Origin of the sequence: Massilia sp. Leaf139 (assembly GCF_001424165.1) — a bacterium.
GTDB lineage: Bacteria > Pseudomonadota > Gammaproteobacteria > Burkholderiales > Burkholderiaceae_D > Telluria.
Genome location: NZ_LMOJ01000023.1, coordinates 212735 through 231577, shown reverse-complemented (window position 1 = coordinate 231577; position 18843 = coordinate 212735). Strand labels below are relative to the sequence as shown.

The 18843-nt window shown below is 62.8% G+C and carries 18 protein-coding genes; 10 read left to right on the top strand and 8 right to left on the bottom strand.

The annotated features are described in order from the left end of the window. Positions 1-63: 63 nt before the first annotated feature. From ASF77_RS15215 to ASF77_RS15200, 4 genes are all read right to left on the bottom strand, one after another. Positions 64-768, bottom strand: a complete 705-nt coding sequence (locus tag ASF77_RS15215) for a transposase (RefSeq protein WP_056340990.1) — start codon at positions 766-768, stop codon at positions 64-66. Between the two features lie 240 nt (positions 769-1008). Beyond that, the gene (locus tag ASF77_RS15210; protein WP_056340988.1) at positions 1009-1689 is read right to left on the bottom strand and encodes a response regulator transcription factor; all 681 of its coding nucleotides are present in this window, start codon (positions 1687-1689) and stop codon (positions 1009-1011) included. Positions 1690-1708: 19 nt separating this feature from the next. Further along, positions 1709-2902 carry a PAS domain-containing sensor histidine kinase gene (locus ASF77_RS15205; protein WP_056340986.1) on the bottom strand — a complete coding sequence of 398 codons (1194 nt, stop codon included), beginning with the start codon at positions 2900-2902 and terminating at the stop codon, positions 1709-1711. A gap of 255 nt (positions 2903-3157) precedes the next feature. Further along, entirely contained in the window at positions 3158-6274 is a 3117-nt protein-coding gene (locus ASF77_RS15200; protein WP_056340984.1) for a DEAD/DEAH box helicase, read from the bottom strand. Positions 6275-6506: 232 nt separating this feature from the next. Here ASF77_RS15200 and ASF77_RS15195 point away from each other — a divergent pair, with 232 nt between their 5' ends. The 4 genes from ASF77_RS15195 (at position 6507) to ASF77_RS15180 (ending at position 10310) form a co-directional block, all read left to right on the top strand. Then, complete coding sequence (locus ASF77_RS15195) at positions 6507-6830, top strand: PadR family transcriptional regulator (RefSeq protein ID WP_229445455.1); 324 nt, start codon at positions 6507-6509, stop codon at positions 6828-6830. An 11-nt stretch (positions 6831-6841) separates the two neighbouring features. Next, a complete protein-coding gene (locus ASF77_RS15190) occupies positions 6842-7399 on the top strand; it encodes a DUF2812 domain-containing protein (RefSeq protein WP_056340980.1) in 558 nt (185 codons plus the stop codon). A 106-nt stretch (positions 7400-7505) separates the two neighbouring features. Further along, complete coding sequence (locus ASF77_RS15185) at positions 7506-9860, top strand: Tex family protein (RefSeq protein WP_056340978.1); 2355 nt, start codon at positions 7506-7508, stop codon at positions 9858-9860. A 3-nt stretch (positions 9861-9863) separates the two neighbouring features. After that, positions 9864-10310, top strand: a complete 447-nt coding sequence (locus ASF77_RS15180) for a GNAT family N-acetyltransferase (RefSeq protein ID WP_056340976.1) — start codon at positions 9864-9866, stop codon at positions 10308-10310. Positions 10311-10316: 6 nt separating this feature from the next. Here ASF77_RS15180 and ASF77_RS15175 read toward each other — a convergent pair whose 3' ends face one another. Then, complete coding sequence (locus ASF77_RS15175; RefSeq protein ID WP_056340974.1) at positions 10317-10625, bottom strand: hypothetical protein; 309 nt, start codon at positions 10623-10625, stop codon at positions 10317-10319. Positions 10626-10783: 158 nt separating this feature from the next. On the opposite strand from ASF77_RS15175, the gene grxD reads away from it, so the two are divergent. Both grxD and ASF77_RS15165 read left to right on the top strand, forming a co-directional pair. Next, positions 10784-11101 carry a Grx4 family monothiol glutaredoxin gene (gene grxD, locus ASF77_RS15170; protein WP_056340972.1) on the top strand — a complete coding sequence of 106 codons (318 nt, stop codon included), beginning with the start codon at positions 10784-10786 and terminating at the stop codon, positions 11099-11101. Continuing rightward, positions 11094-11678: a UbiX family flavin prenyltransferase gene (locus ASF77_RS15165; RefSeq protein ID WP_056340970.1), complete on the top strand. Its 585-nt coding sequence runs from the start codon at positions 11094-11096 to the stop codon at positions 11676-11678. The genes grxD and ASF77_RS15165 overlap by 8 nt, the downstream gene beginning before the upstream one ends. A 109-nt stretch (positions 11679-11787) precedes the next feature. Here ASF77_RS15165 and ASF77_RS24690 read toward each other — a convergent pair whose 3' ends face one another. From ASF77_RS24690 to ASF77_RS15155, 3 genes are all read right to left on the bottom strand, one after another. Further along, positions 11788-11961 (bottom strand): hypothetical protein, encoded by a 174-nt coding sequence (locus ASF77_RS24690; RefSeq protein WP_200934186.1) that lies wholly within the window; start codon positions 11959-11961, stop codon positions 11788-11790. A 115-nt stretch (positions 11962-12076) separates the two neighbouring features. Further along, positions 12077-12490 (bottom strand): hypothetical protein, encoded by a 414-nt coding sequence (locus ASF77_RS15160; RefSeq protein ID WP_056340968.1) that lies wholly within the window; start codon positions 12488-12490, stop codon positions 12077-12079. A 292-nt stretch (positions 12491-12782) separates the two neighbouring features. Further along, the gene (locus ASF77_RS15155) at positions 12783-13835 is read right to left on the bottom strand and encodes an MBL fold metallo-hydrolase (protein ID WP_056340967.1); all 1053 of its coding nucleotides are present in this window, start codon (positions 13833-13835) and stop codon (positions 12783-12785) included. A 143-nt stretch (positions 13836-13978) separates the two neighbouring features. Between ASF77_RS15155 and ASF77_RS15150 the strand changes: the two genes are divergently transcribed. From ASF77_RS15150 to ASF77_RS15135, 4 genes are all read left to right on the top strand, one after another. Then, positions 13979-14410, top strand: coding sequence for a MerR family DNA-binding transcriptional regulator (locus tag ASF77_RS15150; protein ID WP_056340965.1), 432 nt, complete (start codon positions 13979-13981; stop codon positions 14408-14410). Positions 14411-14524: 114 nt separating this feature from the next. Then, on the top strand, positions 14525-15709 hold the full coding sequence (locus ASF77_RS15145) for an isovaleryl-CoA dehydrogenase (protein WP_056340963.1): 1185 nt from the start codon (positions 14525-14527) through the stop codon (positions 15707-15709). A 104-nt stretch (positions 15710-15813) separates the two neighbouring features. Beyond that, a complete protein-coding gene (gene aceK / locus ASF77_RS15140) occupies positions 15814-17634 on the top strand; it encodes a bifunctional isocitrate dehydrogenase kinase/phosphatase (protein ID WP_056340961.1) in 1821 nt (606 codons plus the stop codon). Further along, complete coding sequence (locus ASF77_RS15135; protein ID WP_056340959.1) at positions 17631-18830, top strand: acetyl-CoA C-acyltransferase; 1200 nt, start codon at positions 17631-17633, stop codon at positions 18828-18830. Before aceK ends, ASF77_RS15135 begins: the two co-directional genes overlap by 4 nt. The last annotated feature ends 13 nt before the right edge of the window (positions 18831-18843 follow it).

Genomic DNA, 18843 nt, shown 5'->3' with positions numbered 1-18843 from the left:
TTTAATAAAACGCGGTCTCGGCAGCAGAAAATTGCTGCTGCCTATAACGTGGGCAGGTACGCCTCAGACCGTTTCAGTGGAAGGAGTCTTAAATGGACGGCCGCGCTTGGCCGGCAGGATGCGGCGCTGGGTCTGGCGTTCGAGGTGCAATTTGAAGGCTTGGGTGCCGAGCGGCTGCCCCTTCTGGACGGCGGCGGCGATCTGCGCCAGCTCGTCAGCTGCGATCCCCTGTCCGACCAGGTCGATGTAGGCGGCCTCGCGCTGGAAGGGCGTATTGCCCAGTTCCCAGAACCTGGCGTGGTCGGTGATGACGCTGTCGGCCTGCACCCCGGCATGGTGGCGGTAGCTCGACCACGGGTAGGCGGCTGGTTCGGCGGCTTCGCCTTCGCGCACGGGCGCCAGCTCGATAAAACGGCTGCACATCAGGAAGTGAAGGTCGGTATCGACCACCGCCGTCCGGAAACGTCCTTCGAACAGGCCGCCGGCGCGGTCGTACTTGCCGTTGTACCAGGGAACATAGAAACGACCGAGCTTTTGCATCATCGCCGCCAGGCCTGCTTCCGTCTCGGGCGTCGCCAGCAGGTGCAGGTGGGTCGGCAGCAGGGAATAGGCGTGGATGGCGACGCGGTAGAAGCGGGCCGATTCGTGCAGCCAGGCGAGGAAACGCTCGTAGTCTTCCGCTTCGCGGAAGATCAGCTGGCGGTCGTTGCCGCGCTGGAGGATGTGATGGGGCTGCTTTGGGAGGACGAGGCGGGGTTGGCGGGCCATGGCGGGAGATTATCGGACGCTGAGCGGCCATTCTAGCGCGCTCCCAGCACCATGTCCCTCATTTATTTGGCTTACGGCGATTTTCGTAACGACCTTGTCCCCATTGGTCGAACACGTGGCACACTTCGATCTGTAGGGTGGACTCCCGAGTCCACATGGTGCAGCGCTTGCAAGTCAGACATCATGTTCGACTTGCGAACCTTGTATCCGTGGACTCGGGAGTCCACCCTACGGTTATCGCTATGCCAGCGTAAATCCTGCCGATAAGCTGTACCCCTCGCCGTAGGCGCTACGCAGCGGCAACTCCTGCCCCAGCACCGACCTGGTCTTCTTGCGCAGGCGATACACGAGCATATCCACGCGGCGGCTGGCGTCCGGATCGTCGCCGCCCATGCCGGCGACGATGGTCGCGCGCGGCACCGGGCGGGTGTTGATCGTCAACAGGTGCAGGAAATTGAATTCCTTCTCCGTCAAGTCGATGACCTTACCCATCAATTCGAGCTGGCGCGCGCTCACGCGCAGCGTCCATTTAGCCGGCGCCGGCGCCGGTTCGTTCGGGCGCACACGGCGGCCCAGGGCTTCGATGTGGGCCGCCAGTTCCGGAAATTTGATCGGCTTGGTCAGGTAATGGTCGGCGCCGAGCTGCAGGCCGAGGATGCGGTTGTCGAAGGCGACGCGTCCGGTCAGCACCAGCAGGCCGATCTCGGGATACAGCTGACGCATGCGCGGGATCACCGTAAAACCGTCTTCGTCGGGCAAGCCGAGGTCGAGCACCACGACGGCGGCAGGGGTGCGCGTGAGCGCGGCCCACATCTCGCCGGCGGAGGTGGCGATCGTGACGTCATGCTCGAGTTCGCGCAGGAAATCGGCCATGTCGCCGGCGTAGTCGCCGTTGTCTTCCACAATCAGTATCTGCGTCATGGGGTAGCCATCTTATTCATTAGGGTGTGCCTGATGGTGGCAGGGTCGTTGCCGCCGCCTTTGTCCTGGCGGGCGCCGGATTATCAGGGCTGGCGCCCTGGCGTGCAAGGTGGCGCGCGGCGCCGGCCACCGGCAGCCAGATGCGGAACTCGGCGCCGCCCCCCGGTGGCGTCACCAGGCTGAGCACACCGCCATGCACTTCGACGATCGAGCGCGCCATGTATAAACCCAGGCCGCTGCCCGGCATGCCGTCGGCATTACGGCCGCGATAGAACTTGTTGAACACCAGTGTCTGTTCATCCTGCGGCACGCCGGGGCCATGGTCGCGCACGGCCAGTTCGATGCCGCTGGCCGCCAGGCGACCCTGCAGCACGACGGGCGACGTCGGCGGCGAGTAGGCGATCGCATTGTCGACCAGCACCTTCAACGCCAGGCGCATGCCCTCGGGCTCGCAGCGCAAGGTTTCAGGGAGCTCGCGCGCCTTGATGCTGGCGCTGCGTCCGGCAGCGCGCAATTGTTCGGCGCCCTCTTCCAGCAAGGTATGCGGCGCCAGCGAGGTCGGCTGGCGTTCGCTGCCGATGCCGGCCATGCGCTCGGGCGACAGGTAATCGTCGAGCATGGCGATCAGGCGGTCGGTGGCCAGCGCAATCTTGCGGTAGCGCGCGCGCGTGGCGTCGTCTGCATGCGGGCTGGTCGCTTCCAGGCGCTGGATGGCGCCGTCGATGGTCGATAGCGGTGTGCGGAACTCATGGTTCAGCATGCTGGCGAAGCGTTTTTGTTCAGCTTCGCGCAGGCGCCGCGGCGACAGGTCGCGTACCAGGCCAACCAGCGCCTGCGGCCGGCCCTCGTCGTCGCACAGCACCGACGAGATGATCTCGACCGGCACCGGATAGCCGTGGGCACCATGGAATTCCGCTTCGCGCACCAGGCGCAGGCGGCTGCGGTCGCCGGCGCGCAGGCGCCGCATGCGTTCCGGCAGGCCGGCGCACAGGGCCGCCAGCGGGCCGTTGGCACCGGGGCCGATGCCGGCGGCGACCTCGTCCGGGGTGTAGCCGACGAGTTGTTCGATGGAAGGGCTGACGTAGCGCAGCTGGCCGCTGACGCAATCGATGCTGAAAGCGATGTCGCCGCCGATCTCGGCGATGACACGGAACTGCTCGGCCAGCGCCAAGCCGGCGTTGCCGGAACAGTCGATGCTGGCGCTGCGGTTCATCGAAACACCTTCCAGAAATAGAGAAAATCAATGGGCCGGAATTCTAGCCGCGAAAGAGTATATCGCCGCGCATGCCCTTCTGTATAGGTAAGCGTTGCAGCACTGGCGATTCATTAAAATTGCCATAATTGCAAATTTGTTCAATATCTTTCATTTCAAGGGCAAATTTGCCGAATCCTATTCATGGCGCATAAAAATCCGTCATATAAATGAAAAAAGCCCGCACGCGGCGGGCTTGGTATGCGGATCAAACGGTTACTGTTCGGCGAGCGGAGCGAAAATAGCCTGCAGGTCTTCCTGGGTGAGCGCCATTTTCTGCGATTCGCCCTCGGCCAGGATCGATTGCGCCAGTTCCGATTTCTTTTGCTGGAGCAGCTGGATCTTTTCTTCCAGCGTGCCCTTGGCGATTAACTTATACACGAACACCGGCTTGTCCTGGCCGATGCGCCAGGCGCGGTCGGTGGCCTGGTTTTCCGCCGCCGGATTCCACCACGGATCGTAATGGATGACGGTATCGGCCGCCGTCAGGTTCAGGCCCACGCCGCCGGCTTTTAAACTGATCAGGAAGATCGGCACCGCACCCTGCTGGAAGGCGGCCACTTGCGCCGAGCGGTCGCGCGTTTCGCCGGTGAGGATGGCGTAGCGGATGCCACGCGCCGCCAGCTCTTCCTCGATCAGCGCCAGCATGCTGGTGAATTGCGAGAACACCAGGATCTTGCGGCCCTCTTCCAATAAGTCGTCGACCATTTGCATCAGGTCGGTCAGCTTCGCGGAAATCGCGGCCGTGTTCTTTTTCGACGGCATGGCTTTCACCAGGCGCGGATCGCAGCAAACCTGGCGCAGTTTCAATAAGGCTTCCAGGATCACGATCTGGCTGCGCGCCACGCCCTTGCGGTCGATTTCCTCGCGCACTTTCTTGTCCATCGCCAAGCGCACGGTTTCATACAGGTCGCGTTGGGGGCCCGTCAATTCGACGCGGCGGATCATTTCCGTCTTTTCCGGCAATTCCTTGGCGACGTTGTCTTTCGTCCGGCGCAGCAGGAAAGGACGGATGCGGCGATTCAGCAAGGCGCGCCGCACCGGATCGTCCTGGCGTTCGATCGGATGGCGGAACTGGGTATTGAATGCTTTTTCCTCGCCCAGCAATCCCGGCAGCAGGAAGTGGAATTGCGACCAGAGTTCGCCCAAATGGTTTTCCAGCGGGGTGCCGGTCAGGCACAGGCGGTGTTTCGCATTTAGCGAACCAGCCGTCTGCGCCGCTTTCGAACGGGTGTTCTTGATGTAATGCGATTCGTCCAGGATCACCAGGTGATAATGGTGTTCGCGCAGCTTTTCCTCGTCGCGCGGCAGTAAGGCATAGGTCGTCAGGACGATGTCGGCCTGCTCGATCTGGTCGAACATGTCCACCCGCTCTTTACCCTGCAGCAGCAGCACTTTTAAACTCGGGGCGAAGCGCGCGGCTTCTTCCTGCCAGTTGGTCATCAGGCTGGTCGGCGCGATCACCAGCGCCGGGCTGGTCAGGCGGCCCGCCTCTTTCTCCGTCAGGATGTGCGCCAGGGTCTGCACGGTTTTGCCGAGACCCATGTCGTCGGCCAGGATGCCGGCCAGATCGTATTCGCGCAGGAACTGCATCCACGACAAGCCGTCGAGCTGGTAGTCGCGCAGGGTCGCCTGCAGGCCGGCGGGCGCCGCCACCTTTTTGACGGAGCCGAACTGGCTCAGCTTGCGGCCCGTTTCACGCAACTGCTCGCCGCCGAACCAGCGCATTTCGACGCCGCGCGCCAGTTCTTCCAGGCGGCTCGCGTCCAGCGTCGACAGGCGCACCCGGCTCTTGATCTTGTCGTTGAAATACAGTTCGCCCAGCGTCGCCAGGATCGGTTTTACACGCGCCCAGGGCAGGGCAACCCGTAAACCTTCGGGCAGGGTTGCCAGCATCTGGTCGGTGTCGCCGTGGGCGGCCAGCACGGCCGGATCGAACTCAAGCGGCGCGTTGCGGATCAGCTGTACCAGCACCGGCAGCAGCGGCACCCGCTTGCGGTTGACGACGATGCCCAGTTCCAGCTCGAACCAGGCTTTACCGGCTTCTTCCGGTTCGTCGATCTCGGCATACCACTCTTCGACCGGCACCACGTCGTAGCGGTACTTGTTCGATTTTTGCAGGTGCCAGCCGGCGTCGATCAGCGCATCGAGGTCGTTCTCGGCAAAGCGCAGCCAATGCGCCTGGCTTTCCAGCTGCACCGCGCCGGCCACGGCCGACAGCGGTGTGGTAGCCGGCTTGCGGAAACCGAGTTCCGCCAGTTTATCCAGCGCCAGGCTTTCGGCCGCGACATCGCGCTCGATGATCTCGGTGACGTCGCCGATCTGGCGCACCACGCGCTGCGAGGGGTCGAAGGAAACGCGCTGGCCGTCGTAGTCGAAGGACAGCACGGCGAAATCGTGCCAGCGCTGGGTGCCGGTATCGGCCAGCGCCACCGAATCGAGCAGCAGGAAGGGCTGCGGCTTGACGTCGTTGCGCAGACGCTGGGTCAGCGGTTGCGGCAGCGGCATCAATTCCTGCAAACCATGCGCCAGCAGCAGTTGCGAGACGCGTTTTTTATCGTTGCCGGTCAGGACGGGCGCTTGCGCCACCAGGGCCTGCAGTTCGGCCAGCGAGATGTCGACGCCGCCGCGATTGAGCGACAGCGGCCCGCACGACAGATTGTCGATGTACCAGGGCGGATCGGTCGGCAGCATGTAGTCGATCAGATCGGCGCCCGGGTGATTGGCGCCGTTCGCCGGCTCCACCGACCAGCCGAGCTTGGCGGCGCGGCCTTCGTCGCGCCAGGCGAGATTGGCCTGGCGGGTCGGGCCGGCCTGCAGCGGATAGACCAGGCCGTTGGCCATGTCGGCCCAGGAGTTCGCCCACAGCAGCTTGCCCTGGCGCAGCAGCAAATCGAGCAGGATGGCGCCGACCTTGCCCTTGGGCTCGGTCGCGCTGGTGCTTTGCGAGGAGCCGCTGCGCATGGCGATGAAGAAGCGCACCAGGTCTTCGTCCTCGCCTTCCAGGTAGGCGGGCGGCGCCGACAGCAGCGAGAAGACTTCATTCACCGGACTGGCCGCAGCCACTTCACCGTTCGGACGCAGGCGCGCCTTGCACAGGCAAATGGCGACATGGCGGCCGCCGCTGGTAGGGGCCATCACATACACGAACTTGTACTGCGTCACCTTCGGATCGGCGACCTCGGCGGTCAGCTTCGGCTGCGGATGCGCCGCCGCCTCGACCCGCTGCAGCCAGGTCGCCACCGGTGCGGGCAGAGCAGGCGCGCGTGCCGGCGTCGCGCGCGGGGCCGGGGCATCGCTCGCGTGTTCGCGTGGGTAATCAACTGTGTGCATTGGGTCCTTGAACCTGTATGAAAAAAAACAACAAACGCCATTATCTCTCATACGGGCACTTCAGTTTTGTTCGGAATCGCACGTAGCCGAGATATCTTTACGACGCGAAAGACTTGTGTCGCCCGCAGCACGGAATGCGGCATCTCAAAAAACGCATTGACAAGAGAAAACAGGCTGCTAGTATATCGGGACACGATATGTCGCTACTCGATATATGAACCGGGGAGCCCAAGTGGACATCGATTTTGGAAAGCTGTTGCCCCTGTCGGAAGCGACCTATTACGTACTGGCCGCGCTCGACGAGCCGCTGCATGGCTATGCGCTGATGCAGAAGGTGGAAAGCATGAGCCAGGGCAACGTCGTCATCGGGCCGGGCACCCTGTATGGGGCATTCAGTACGCTGGAAAAGCAGGGGCTGATCGAAAAGGTCAGCGAAGAAGAACGGCGCAAGACCTATGCGCTGACAAGCAAGGGCCGGCGCGTGCTGGCCGAGCAGGTGCGGCGCTTGGCCATCATGCTGCAAAACGGACAGTTTGCACTGGCCGCCAAGGACTAGGGAACAGGGAAATGAAAGACGGCAAGCACAAATCGACGGTCACCCTTTTCAAATTTTTCCTGGCGCACCAGGATCGGGAACAGGAAGCCTGGCTGCGCGCCCAGGCGGGCCAGGGTCTGCACCTGGCGAAGGTCAGTCCCTTCGGTTTCTGGACATTCCGCCGCGGACAAGCCGCCGACGTCGTCTACCGCGTCGATTTTTCCGGCGCCAACAGCAGCGGCGACTTTCAGCAGCTGATGGCGGACGCCGGCTGGCGGCTGGCTGCCACCACGGTCGGTTGGGAATACTGGTGCATCCCGGTAGTCAATGGCCGCGAGCCGCAGATCTACACGGATCGCGTATCGATGGCGAAAAAATTCCAGTTGCTGCTGGCGGTGCTGATCGGCACCAGTTTGCCGATCTGGATGCTGCTGGCGAGTGCGGAGCGGCGTGCCATGCTGGCCGAGTTCTCGACGTCGGGCATGGTCATCTTCGGCAGCCTCTTCGCCGTGTACCTGCTGCTGGTGCCGTACGCGATGGTACGCGTGCTGCTGCGCGTGCGCGAAATCCGCACGACGCTGGTGGAGTAACGAACCGGGCGGTGTCGACCGCAGCAAAATCGGAATGTCAAGACTGGCGCTTCGGGCGGGTTTGCGTAACACTGCCCGCCTGACTCACGCACCAATGACATCGCCCATGCTGCCTTCCATCGAACAACGCCTCGCCATCGAACTGGCTGCCAAGCCGGCGCAAGTCGCCGCCGCCATCACCCTGCTGGATGAAGGCGCCACCGTCCCCTTCATCGCCCGCTACCGCAAGGAAGCCACCGGCGGCCTCGACGACATCCAGTTGCGCCTGCTGGAAGAGCGCCTGCGCTACCTGCGCGAACTCGAAGACCGGCGCGCGGCGATCATCGAATCGATCACCGAGCAAAACAAGATGACGCCGGCCCTGCTGGAAGCCATCGCCCTGGCCGAGGACAAAACCCGCCTTGAGGATCTCTACCTGCCGTACAAGCAAAAGCGCCGCACGAAAGCGCAGATTGCCGTCGAAGCGGGCCTGGCTCCGCTGGCCGACGATTTACTCAATGACCCGTCGCGCAATCCGGAAGAGGAAGCGAATAAATACCTGCGCGAGGCCTTCAGCAATGCCGACGGCGTGAACAACCCCGGCGTGCCGGACATCAAAGCCGCGCTCGACGGCGCGCGCCAGATCCTGATGGAGCGCTTTGCCGAAGACGCGACCCTGCTGCAATCGCTGCGCGAATACGTGCAGGAGCATGGCGTCGTCGAATCGAAAGTCGTCGCCGGCAAGGAAGAGGAAGGCGAAAAGTTTGCCGATTACTTCGCGTATTCGGAGCCGCTCGCCACCGTTCCCTCGCACCGCGCGCTGGCGCTGATGCGCGGGCGCCGCGAAGGCATCCTCGACGTCGTGCTGCGCCTGGACACCGAGCTTGAGAAGCCGAAGTGGGACGCGCCGCACAACCCCTGCGAGAGCCGCATCGCCGCCCGCTTCGGCATCAAGAGCATGAATCGTCCGGCCGACAAATGGCTGCTCGACACGGCGCGCTGGACCTGGCGCGTGAAAAGCTTCATGTACATCGAGACCGAATTGATGGGCGCCCTGCGCGAAAAGGCGGAGCTCGATGCGATCAACGTGTTCGCGCGTAACCTGAAAGCGCTGCTGCTGGCGGCGCCGGCCGGCCAGCGCGCCACCATGGGGCTCGATCCGGGCCTGCGCACCGGCGTCAAGGTCGCCGTGGTCGACGCCACCGGCAAGGTGGTCGACACCGCCACCATCTACCCGCACCAGCCGAGAAATGACTGGGACGGTTCGCTGCACGTGCTAGGCCAGCTGGCGGCCAAGCACAATGTCTCCCTGATCTCGATCGGCAACGGCACCGCCTCGCGCGAGACGGATAAACTGGCCCAGGATCTGATCAAAACCCGCCCCGAGCTGAAGCTCACGAAAATCGTCGTCTCCGAAGCGGGCGCCTCGGTGTATTCGGCTTCGGAATTCGCTTCGCGCGAGCTGCCGGATCTGGACGTGTCGATCCGCGGCGCCGTCTCGATCGCGCGCCGCCTGCAGGATCCGCTGGCGGAACTCGTGAAAATCGATCCGAAGTCGATCGGCGTCGGCCAGTACCAGCACGACGTCTCGCAGACGCAGCTCGCGCGCTCGCTCGACGCCGTGGTCGAGGATTGCGTGAACGCGGTCGGCGTGGACGTCAACACGGCCTCGGCGCCGCTGCTGGCGCGCGTGTCCGGCCTGTCGAGCAGCGTGGCCCAGAGCATCGTCAGCTACCGCGACATGAAGGGCGCCTTCCCTTCGCGCGCGGCCCTGAAAGCCGTGCCGCGCCTGGGCGACAAGACCTTCGAACAGGCGGCGGGCTTCCTGCGCGTGATCGGCGGCGAGAACCCGCTCGACGCCTCGGCGGTGCACCCGGAATCCTATCCGGTGGTGCAGAAGATCCTGGCGGACGTGAAACGCGACATGAAGGCGGTGGTGGGCGACAGCGGCTTGATCAAGTCGCTCAATCCGGCCAAATACGCCGACGACAAATTCGGCGTGCCGACCGTGACCGACATCCTCAAGGAGCTGGAAAAGCCGGGCCGCGATCCGCGTCCGGAATTCACCACCGCCACCTTCAAAGAAGGCGTCGAGGAGATCAGCGACCTGCGCCCGGACATGATCCTGGAAGGCGTCGTCACCAACGTCGCCGCCTTTGGCGCCTTTGTCGACATCGGCGTGCACCAGGACGGCCTGGTGCATATCTCGGCGCTGTCGAACACCTTCGTCAAGGATCCGCACACGGTGGTCAAGGCCGGCCAGGTCGTCAAGGTGAAGGTGCTGGAAGTCGATCCGAAACGTAAACGCATCGCGCTGACCATGCGTTTGACCGACTCCGCGCCGCAGCCAGGCGCGCAGCCGCAGCAGCGCGCCGACCGCGAGGATCGCAAGCGCGTGGCCCAGCATGCGCGCCAGGAGCGCCCGGCCGCGCAGGATGCGGGCGGCGCGATGGCGGCGGCATTCGCCAAGCTGCGCAAGTAAGCCGTGGTCTGCGCCCCGCTCGATCCGGACAGCCTTGATGCGCGGGCGCTGATCGCCGAACTCGATGCCGCGCTGGCGGCCATCTGCGGCGACAGCGGCGCGGGATCCTTCGATCCGGCCGACGTGCGCGGGCCGGGTTCGGTATTTCTGGTCGCGCGCGACGCGCAAGGCAGCGCCGTCGGATGCGGCGCGCTGCGGCCCCTGGCGCCGGGCGTGGCGGAGCTCAAGCGGATGTATGCGCGGCCCGGCAGCGGCGCCGGCCCTTGTTTATTGGCGGCGTTGGAAGCGCAGGCGGCGGCGTTCGGGTATCGGGAGCTGTGGCTGTCGACCCGCCGCGTCAACCTGCGGGCGCTGGGCTTCTACGAACGCGGTGCTTATGCGCCCATCGCCGCCTATGGCCAGTATGCCGGGCGTGCCGAATCGGCTTGCCTCGGCAAACGTCTGGATTGAATCCGGTCAGCTGAAAAACTGCGCCATCTCAGGCACCCGTTTCACCAGGATGCCGAACACGTACAGCGCCAGGCAGGCCAAGCCGATATGGTTCATGCGCTTGCGGCTCATCGAGGCCTGGCCGGTCTTCTTGATGTGCAGGGCGTCGCGCAGCAGCACGACCGCATAGATCGTCAGGGCCAGGCCGGTGATGAAGACGCCGGCGCCATCGCCCGTGAGGCCGCTGTAGATGTCGAAGATGCCGATGAAACCCAGGACAAAGGTCAGGATCAGATTGAAAGCGGCCGACGGCGCGGCCTTGGGAGCTTGTTGCATGAGAAAACCCTGGATCGTTGGCAGAAGATAAACCGAATGATCATACCGCAATCGCGGCCCTGTCTCCAGCGCTGGAACTGGGCCGCCGCGCTGCACCGCCGCGGTCGATTTCTTATAGAATGACGCCATTTCCCCCATTTCCCACCGAAGGCAAGCACATGAGCGACGTACAAACCTGGATCAAAGACACCGTGACCAACACCCCGGTCGTGCTGTTCATGAAGGGCACCGCGCAGTTCCCGCAATGCGGTTTTTCCGGCCGCGCCATCCAGATCCTGAAAGCCTGCGGCGTCGATAACATCGCCACCGTCAACGTGCTGGAAGATCCGGAAGTGCGCCAGGGTATCAAGGACTATTCGAACTGGCCGACCATTCCGCAGCTGTACGTGAACGGCGAGTTCATCGGCGGCTCGGACATCATGAACGAGATGTACGAATCGGGCGAACTGCAGGCGATGTTCCCGAAGAATGGCTGATCGTCCGCGCCGGATCGTCGTCGGCATCACCGGCGCGACCGGCGCGATTTACGGCGTGCGCCTGCTGCAACGGCTGGCGCAGGTTCCCGGCGTCGAGAGCCACTTGGTCGTCTCGGACGCCGCTTCCCTGACGCTGCACCAGGAAGTCGGCATGCAGCGGCGCGACGTCGAGGCGCTGGCCCACGTCGTGCATAAGAATCGGGAAATCGGTGCATCGATCGCCAGCGGCTCATTCCAGACCGATGGCATGGTGATTGCGCCCTGCTCGATGAAGACGCTGGCCGCCGTGGCGCACGGCCTGGCCGATAATCTGGTGGCGCGCGCGGCCGACGTGATCCTGAAGGAAAGACGGCGGCTGGTGCTGATGGTGCGCGAAACGCCGTTGAACCTGGCGCACCTGCGCAATATGACGGCCGTCACCGAGATGGGGGGGATTGTCTTCCCGCCGCTACCGAGCTTTTATCACCGCCCGGCGAGTATCGACGAGATGGTCGATCACACGCTCGACCGCGTGCTCGATTTATTGAATATCGAGAATACCGCTGCGCCGCGCTGGCCCGGCATGCGGGACGCTTAGCTATCTAGACTGAACGCCTGACAAGGCCCTGGGGCAAGGCGCATCGTCGAAGACAGTACGCGAGTACGGCAAGACGGATGCAACGCCGCCCTAGGGTCTTGTCAGGCGTTCAGCGTTTCCCGAAATGGTCGCTGTCGCCGGCCTTTTTCAATTCCCTGGCTTCCTCCAGCATCCGGCGCTGGGCGATGCGCTTGCGCATCACCTCGGCATGGCGCGCGGCCGTCATCGGCGGCGCGGTCATGAGTTCTTTCAGCTGGGCGGTGTTCATGTAATTGCTTTTCATTGGCGCACTATCCTCGGCTGTAACAAGTCGATTATGCGCCAGTCCAGGCAATTTGTACTGCCTGACTCGGAAGAAAATTTGTAAGCGGAAACGCAGTCGTGAAGAAGGCGCGGGCTTACTTTTGGGGGGTGGGGTGGTTCAGGCGTACTAGCATACGGATGAACTCGCGTGCGAGTTGGCGGTGGTGTTCGTCGAGACGCTGCAGGTCGGCGATCAGTTTGACGTCGGCCGATTCGAAACGCGCGCTGGCACTGCCTTCGGCCTGCGCGCCGGGTGCTTCGGCGCCGCCGAAACGCAGCCAGTCGGCAGGAACTCCTAGCCACTGGGCGATCATGCGCAGCTTTTCCTGGGTCGGAATGGCTTCACCCACCAGCCACTTGCGGGCCGCGTGCACCGTGATCGGCCGGCCTTCGAAGCGAATGTTAAATTCGCGGGCCAGTCGGGTCGGGCTATCCGGGGAATAATGTGCGTTTTTCAGCGCTTGCTGGAGACGCTCACTAAAGCTCTCCCGTTCGTTCGTGGAATTCATGATGGCACTATTTCATGCTCGACCATAAATGTCAGTCAATGGGGTGTCAATACCACTTGTGACACAAAATAGGTCGATGACTTAACAAAGAAGTGGAAATTGAAGAGAGTTTTCGCGTAAAAGCGAATCATGCCACAAAATTTCCTCGAAGCATGAATGTAGCTTATTCGTATCCGAACAGAAATAAAAATGTATCGCGTGCGCGACATGCGCGCCGGCCGGTAGCCGTTGTACAGGATACGGGTGGGCAGGACGCCCAGACGGATCCAGCGAAGAAGCGTAAACGCTCGGGTCAGGTCAGGTGGAAGCGGAAGACTCCATCGACGTCGGTTACACGCTTTAACATACCATCATTCCAAAGTTTGTGCAGGTGTGCGAGCGCCTCGCCCAGGGCAAAACTGAGCTGGTGGGCGTCGAGCGGGCGGCGGAACATGATTGGTACGATGTCCATCGCGCTGACCGGCACCCGGCAAGCCTCGCGCACTTCGGCCAGGCGCGCCACGTGGTGTTCGCGTAGCTGGGCGATGCGGGTGTGCAGGCCGCGGAAGGGTTTGCCGTGCGAAGGCAGCACCAGCACGTCGTCCGGCAGGCCGGCGAATTTATCGAGCGAATCGAGGTATTGCTGCAGCGGATTGCCCTCGGGTTCAACGGCGAACACGGAGACATTGGTCGAAATGCGCGGCAACACCATGTCGCCCGAAATCAGCACGTTCAGCGCCTCCGAATACAGCGAGGCATGTTCCGGCGAATGGCCAAAACCCGTGATCACACGCCAGCCGACATCCCCGATCGCGATCTGCTGGCCATCCTGCAGCCGGGTATAGGCATCGGGCACGCTCGGCACCAAAGAGGGATAGTAATTGCGGCGGCTGCGCATCTGCTCGAGCATGGCAGGGTCGCGCAGGCCGTGGCGTTCGAAATGGGGAATCGCCGAGGGGCCATCGACGCCCGGCAGGGCGGCCGCCATCATGCGCGCGAAGCCGAATTCGCCGGCCGTCAGCCAGAACGGCGCCTTGAACCGCGCGCACAGCCAGCCGGACAGGCCGACATGATCCGGGTGGCAGTGGGTGGCCAGCACGCGCAGCACGGGCTGCTTGTCCATCGGGCCGGTCAACACTTGCTCCCAGTTGGCGCGGGTGGCGTCGGTGGCCACGCCGCAATCGATCACGGTATAGCCGCTACGCCCTTCCCGCTCGTCTTTTAATAGCCACAGGTTGATGTGGTCAAGCGCGAACGGCAGCGGCATGCGCAGCCAGCCCAGGCCCCGCGCCACCTCGCGCACGCTGCCGGGCGCGGGCAATTCGTCGGCGAAGGGATAGGCGAGCTGGGCTTCGAGCGGATTCATGGTCGACAATCTTTCGTGGTTATGCAATGCGGGCACGCTACAATGTGTTCGACGTTGACGTTGACGTAAACGGAAACACCAGACAGGAATTCTAAGCGATTCCACGTTTTGCCACTTTCAGCCGCACGAAGTACTCTACGGAAATGCCTACGACCTACACCATCGCCGAACTGTCACGCGAATTCGACATCACCGCGCGCGCGATCCGTTTTTACGAAGACCAGGGGCTGTTGAGCCCCAGCCGCGAAGGCGTGGGCGGACGCAACCGCGTCTACACGCCGCGCGACCGCACGCGCCTGAAACTGACCCTGCGTGGCAAGCGCCTTGGCCTGACCCTGTCGGAAATCAAGAGCATCGTCGACATGTACGAGTCGCCGAAGGACACGGTGGCACAGATCGACCGCTTCCTGGGCGTGCTGTCGCACCAGCGCGAAACGCTCGAGCAGCAACGGGCCGATATCGAGATGGCGCTGGAAGAAATTTCCGCGCATGAGGAAGAATGCCGCCGCCTGCTGGCCGACAGCGCCACGCCGGCCGGCAGCCAGGCAGCCTCGGACGCCAGCCAGGCGGCCTGATCCGACACGAAACAAGCCGGCTTCCTTTCCTCGCTACTTGACGTTTACGTTAACGTCACACGCGAGTATCATGCGATGGTTCTTCACTGCTAACCCGTTCACCGAGAGGACGACATGCTGCATCTCCCAGGCTTGACCTTTGACCATGGCGAAGACATCGCCGCGCTGCGCGAAGCAGTCCAACAGTTCGCGGCCAGCGAAATCGCTCCGCGCGCGGCCGAGATCGACCGCACCGACCAGTTCCCGATGGACTTGTGGAAGAAGATGGGCGAACTGGGCCTGCTCGGCATCACCGTCAGCGAGGAATACGGCGGCGCCAACATGGGCTACCTGGCGCACATCGTCGCCATGGAAGAAATCTCGCGCGCCTCGGCCTCGGTTGGCCTGTCCTACGGCGCCCACTCGAACCTGTGCGTGAATCAAATTAAACGCAACGGCAACGAAGAACAGAAACGCAAATACCTGCCGAAGCTAATCTCGGGCGAACACGTCGGCGCACTGGCCATGTCCGAGCCGAACGCCGGTTCCGACGTCGTCAGCATGAAGCTGAAAGCCGAACTGAAGGGCGACCGCTACGTCCTGAACGGTACCAAGATGTGGATCACCAACGGCCCCGATGCCGACACCCTGGTGGTCTACGCCAAGACGGATCTCGAAGCAGGCCCGCGCGGCATGACCGCCTTCCTGATCGAAAAAGGTTTTAAAGGTTTTTCGATCGCGCAGAAACTCGACAAGCTGGGCATGCGCGGTTCGCACACGGGCGAACTGGTATTCCAGGATTGCGAAGTACCTGTCGAAAACGTGCTGGGCGGCGTCGGCAAGGGCGTCAATGTCCTGATGTCGGGCCTGGATTTCGAGCGCACCGTGCTGTCCGGCGGCCCGCTCGGCATCATGTCGGCCTGCATGGATTCGGTCGTGCCCTACATCCATGAGCGCAAGCAGTTCGGCCAGGCGATCGGCGAATTCCAGCTCATGCAGGGCAAGATTGCGGACATGTATTCGACCATGATGGCTTGCCGCGCCTATGTCTACGCCGTCGGCCAGGCCTGCGACCGCGCGACCTCGCCAGAGCAGGTGCGCGCCCTGCGCAAGGACGCTGCCGGCGCGATTTTGTACAGCGCCGAAAAGGCGACCTGGATGGCGGGAGAGGCAATCCAGACCCTGGGCGGCAACGGTTATATCAACGAGTATCCAGTCGGCCGTCTCTGGCGCGATGCGAAGCTCTACGAAATCGGCGCCGGCACCAGCGAAATCCGCCGCATGCTGATCGGGCGCGAGTTGTTTGGCGAGACGATGTAATGCGCCAATGTATGGTGGACGGGAAGCCCGTCCACCATACATCCACGGCCGCGTTGCATTGCAATAAAATAGCCGATCACCAAGTCCCAGGCGCGAGACGAACGATGACTCAAGTTGCGTTCCCCAAACTGCTGTCTTCCCAGATTGCATTCGACATCGCACGCAGCATCCTGGACGGTTTCGACAAGCACTACCGCCTGTTTCGCGAAGCGAGCCAGGCCGCCAAACGCCATTTCGAGCGCGCCGACTGGGCCGTCGCCCAGCGCGCCGCGCGCGAGCGCATCGATTATTACGACCAACGCGTGGGCGAGGCAGTCGCGGCGCTGGAGGCCGATTACACCTCCGCCGAACTGACCGACGCCGTCTGGCGCGAAACCAAGCTGCATTACATCGGCCTGCTCTCGGATCACAAGCAGCCGGAACTGGCCGAAACCTTTTTCAATTCGGTCAGCTGCCGCATCCTGCATCGCAGCTATTACCACAACGATTTCCTGTTCGTGCGCCCGGTGATCGCGACCGAATACATCGATACCGACGAACTGCTGCCGACCTATCGCGTGTATTACCCGGCCGCGGACGGCCTGCGCTTTGCATTAAAACGCATCGTCACCAATTTCCAGCTGGCCTGCCCCTTCGCGGCGCTCGACCGCGACGTGGAACTGGTCGAGGCGCGTATGAACGAGGCGTTCAAGCTGCACAAAGCCGAGCCGAACCAGCAATTCCAGGTGCTGTCGAACCTGTTCTTCCGGAACAAGGGCGCGTACATCGTCGGCCGCGCCGTGAATGGCGCGCGCGATTATCCCTTCGTGATTCCGGTGCTGCACAACCGCCGCGGCGAACTGGTGCTCGACACCGTGCTCACCGATCCGGAACAGATCGCCATCCTGTTCTCGTTTACGCGCGCTTACTTTTTGGTCGACATGGAAGTGCCCTCGGCCTATGTGCAATTCCTGCGCAGCCTGATGCCGCGGAAGCCGAAAAGCGAGATCTATACGCTGCTCGGCCTGCAAAAACAGGGCAAAACCCTGTTTTATCGCGATTACCTGCAGCATTTAAAACACAGCTCGGATCGCTTCCAGAGCGCGCCCGGCATCCGTGGCCTGGTGATGCTGGTGTTCGAACTGCCCTCTTTCCCGTATGTGTTCAAGGTGATCAAGGATTTCTTTCCGCCGCCGAAAGAAACGACACCCGCCCAGGTCAAGGAAAAGTATTTACTGGTCAAACACCATGACCGGGTCGGACGCATGGCCGATACCCTGGAATATTCGGATGTCGCCTTTCCCCTGCAGCGCTTTAGCGAGGAATTACTGGCCGACCTGCGCCAGCATGCGCCTTCGCTGGTCGAGATCGAAGGCGAGCGTATCATCATCAAGCACTTGTATATCGAGCGCCGCATGGTGCCCTTGAATCTTTATCTGCAAGAGGCGGAAAAGGCGGGCAACGCGGCGCGCATCGAACACGGCGTGCGCGAATACGGGAATGCCATCCGCGACCTGGTCGCCGCGAATATTTTTCCCGGCGATATGCTGTATAAAAACTTTGGCGTCACGCGCCAGGAACGCGTCGTGTTTTACGATTACGACGAGATCGAATACCTGACCGATTGCGTCTTCCGCGATATTCCGGAGGCGCGCAACGAGGAAGAAGAAATGGCGGCCGAGCCCTGGTACCCGATCGGCAAGCACGATATCTTTCCTGAACAATTCGGGCGTTTTCTTCTTGGAAATTCCAAGATCCGCCACCATTTCATGCAGCACCACGCGGAACTGTTGACGCGCGCGTGGTGGCAGGCGCAGCAAGACCGCATTCTGGCGGGCGAAGTGCAGGACATTTTTCCTTACCCGCAGCACATCCGTTTTCACCACCCGATCACCACCCCGGCGCCTGAGAAAACAGCGCCATCCCTTTTGGAGAACCTACAATGAATGATCCAGTCGTTATCGTCGGCGCCGCCCGTACCCCGATGGGCGCCTTCCAGGGCGATTTCTCGTCGAAGTCGGCGAGCGACCTCGGTGCGGTGGCAATCAAGGCCGCGGTCGAGCGCGCCGGCGTCGATGCCCAGTCGGTCGAACACGTCTATTTCGGTAACTGCCTGATGGCTGGCCAGGGCCAAGCCCCGGCGCGCCAGGCGCTGATCAAGGCCGGCCTGCCGCTGTCGACCGGCGCCGTCACCCTGTCGAAAATGTGCGGCTCGGCCATGCAAGCGGCGATCTTCGCCCACGACCAGCTGGTGGCCGGCAGCGCCGACATCGTCGTTGCCGGCGGCATGGAGTCGATGACCAATGCCCCTTACCTGATCCCGAAGGCACGCGGCGGCTACCGCATCGGCCACGCGCCGATGTTCGACCACATGATGTACGACGGTCTGGAAGATGCCTACTCGCGCAACGAGAAGACGGGAGAGGGCCGCTCGATGGGCACCTTCGCCGAAGAGTGCGTCGCGACTTACCAGTTCTCGCGTGAAGACCAGGATAACTTCGCCATCACCTCCGTAAAACGCGCCCAGGCCGCCAACAGCGACGGCTCCTTCGACTGGGAAATCGCTCCCGTGTCGGTCGCCACCCGCACCGGCGAACTGCTGGTCGAAAAGGACGAAGGCCCGATGAAGGCGAAGATCGACAAGATCCCGTCGCTGAAGCCCGCCTTCAAGAAGGAAGGCACCGTGACGGCCGCCTCGTCCTCGTCGATCAACGACGGCGCCGCCGCCCTGGTCATGATGCGCGAATCGAAGGCCAAGGAACTCGGCCTGACCCCGATCGCCCGCGTCATCGGCCACGCCACCCACGCCCAGGAACCGAACCTGTTCACGACCGCCCCGATCGGCGCCATGCACAAGCTGTTCAAAAAGACCGGCTGGATGCCGAACGATGTCGACCTGTTCGAGATCAATGAAGCCTTCGCCGCGGTGCCGATGGCCGCCATGCGCGACCTCGAAATCCCGCACGAGAAGGTCAACATCCATGGCGGCGCCTGCGCGCTGGGCCACCCGATCGGCGCTTCGGGCGCGCGCATCATCGTCACCCTGCTCGGCGCCCTGAAGAAGACCGGCGGCAAGCGCGGCGTGGCCTCGCTGTGCATCGGCGGCGGCGAAGCGACCGCGATGGCGATCGAGATGGTGTAAGTTAGACGGCGGC